At 51.8% G+C, this 2,664-nt stretch carries 2 protein-coding genes; both read right to left on the bottom strand.

Annotated features, from left to right (window positions below):
* The coding region (cas3f, locus tag IBX50_RS19475) for a type I-F CRISPR-associated helicase Cas3f (RefSeq protein WP_292258058.1) at positions 1-1,960 on the bottom strand (1,960 nt) is incomplete at its 3' end.
* The coding region (gene cas1f, locus IBX50_RS19470; protein WP_292258057.1) for a type I-F CRISPR-associated endonuclease Cas1f at positions 1,957-2,664 on the bottom strand (708 nt) is incomplete at its 5' end. The genes cas1f and cas3f, both read right to left, overlap by 4 nt.

The raw sequence follows: 2,664 nt of genomic DNA, 5'->3' as shown, positions 1-2,664 counted from the left end.
CAAGAGTATGTTCGCCTCGATTACGCTGATAATGGCCCCGTCCAGCTTGGTAAGACAGGAACATACCCTCCACCAATGCAGGAGGCAGAGTGGCTGATGACAGAATAACCCGGCTACCCAGCAATCCTGCCCAGTACACCAGACGAGTCAGGGCAGGCAAATCATTCAGATCGTAATCATCAAGCTCATCAAGAATCAGGTCACTACTCATCAAACGCAGCATGGGAGCAATCTGCCGCCCGGCACGTAAGGACTCTGTTGCCGGAACCATATGATCCACCGTGCAAACCAGGAGAGGAGCAGATACCAATTTCCGGATCTCAGGATTGGCCAGTGCACGTGACAACAGAGGATGGTCGGCCGTATTACCTTCATAGAGCACATGACTATCCTCCTCCATCAGTGACTGAATGGATGCAGAGCCTAGCCCATCGGCTCTGGCCTGATAAAATTCGAACAGGGCACGACTGGCAGAACCACCGACCAGTACAGCCAGCTCATCGTCATCCAGATGCAGATCCTGCCTATAGCTGCGACCTGTCTGCATCGTCAGAGTGCGCAACCCCAAGGCATAGGTTGCGCGCATGCCTTTCTGCGGGTTGGACAAGGCGTATAGGATACGGGCATTGGCCAGTGTTTTACCGCAACCGGTTGACGCCATATTGACTATAAAGGCACCCTTACTAGCAGCCTCTTCACGCATGGATACCGCCGCATCAAACGCCTTGTTCTGCCAGGAAAAGCGTTGGTCTGTGGTGCGTTTTCGCAAAGCACGATGACGCGCAAGTCGAGGCAGGTGCCTTTCAAAACCCGGCAAGGCACGTGCAATACTGCCAGCAGCATGAGAGACACCCAGCAGGTGTTCATCCAGAGGCTGTTTAAGACTGCCGTCGGCGGAAGTGTTTGCATACAAGCCAGTCTGCCCATCCCCGGAAATTCGTTCCGGTGATCCAGATGAAAGACTGGAATAATGGTGATCAGCCAGCATTAGACTCAATCGCGCCAGATGCATAACATAAGGGTTGTTTAACCAGTCACTGCCTGATTTTTCGTGCACCTCATGCAAACGTCGGGCAAATCGTGACGCCTGTGCACGCCACTTGGATTCAATCACGGGTAAAGCGCCAGCCATTTGCCAGTAAGGCTCTATCTGCTCCGCAGAGGCAGGCTGATATATTTCATTCCAGTTATGAGCTATCTGATGCAGGGGCTGCTCAAGCCAGCTCCACTCAAAACTTTTAGAACGCCGACCAAGCCATTGTTGCTGCCCATTCTCGATCACCGGCACAACTGGCAACCGGTGGTGCGTTAATACCAACCAGCCCAATGCAGCGGCAAGGGGGGGAAGCGATTGGAAAGGATATCCGTCATCTGCATCCAGCCCATCACGCTGGTAACGAGACATGGCAAGCCACTGCTGTTCATCCACCTGCTCGAAATCAGCCAGTCGACTCAACCAACCCGCATCATCATCATCTCCCACAAATGCTTGGAACAATCGCAGTGATACCCACTCATGGCGATATAGATTCCTTTCCATCCGCTTGCCATGCAATCGCTCCTGAAAAGCCACACTGGCTTTCCCCAGATCGTGCAACAGACCAGCCAGTTGAGCCAGCAGCTTGATGATCTCAAGCCTATGCCAATCATTTTCATCTTCGCTTCGCAGCACATTCCGCTGGGTGGTATTTGTCGGCACAGCACCTTCGGTATTGAACTCACTGGCGTTACCCACAATCCACATAAGCTCACTGTGATCCTTTCCACGTATCCAATGGCAGGCAACAGCGGTATTTTTTCGCGCCGTTTTTTTCAGTAATTTTCTCAGGGTCGTCAACCCGTCCCAGGTGATCGGTGTTTGCCAGGTGCGATCCCCGCGCCGTTCAGCAAACTGATCCAGAATACGGCGTGTTTCTGTCAAAGCACGTTTGCTGCACTGGGAAATCAGCAATACATTCATGCCTTGGCACTCCCCAACTGCATGGCAATGTCTTTAAGAGTGTCGATCATGAAATCCAGTGCCTCTGCGCGAGTCAGGGCCTCAATGCAGTTGCGCCGAAACTCTTGCTCTTCATCCCCTCGACTCGCTGACAGGAAGGCCTGGGGTAATATCAAGGCATCTTTAACCAAATCAGCCACATCAAACACCAGGCCGCCTCTTCTGGTTTTACCGTGCAGCACCGCCAATCCATGCGGGAGACCAAGAACCCAGGTTGCTGTTGCACCGAGGCCATAAGCCAGGTAATTACCATGATCCAGAAAACGATTGGCGGGGTCGGCTCCTGAACCCCGTTTAGCACGGCTGAAATCGCCATAACTCAACTGATTAACTGCCAGTTTGTAGAGGTGCTTGGTTAGGCGAGCCTCTTCAGTCAGCAGTTGATTGACAGTATCTGCAGTTATTACCTTTTCATGATGCTGCTCAAGCAAGGGCTGCAAAGTAGTAGCCTCTATGGCAAAACCTTGTTCTCTTAATTGGCGATTATTTATCCAGTGCTTCTGTAGTTGGCCAATTCGTGCCAATTGAATCTGTCGTGCAGCCTCAAGGCGTTTCTCATCATCAAACCAGAAGTTAACCCAGGCTTGCAGGTATTCAGTGGGGCGATATTCACTTTGTGGCGAGAACCAGGCAACCTCAATATCCACTTCATTCGCTGAAAAAAG

Source organism: Marinospirillum sp., assembly GCF_014859565.1.
Note: the sequence above shows the minus strand (reverse complement) of the source record. Positions and strands in the feature narration are given on the sequence as shown.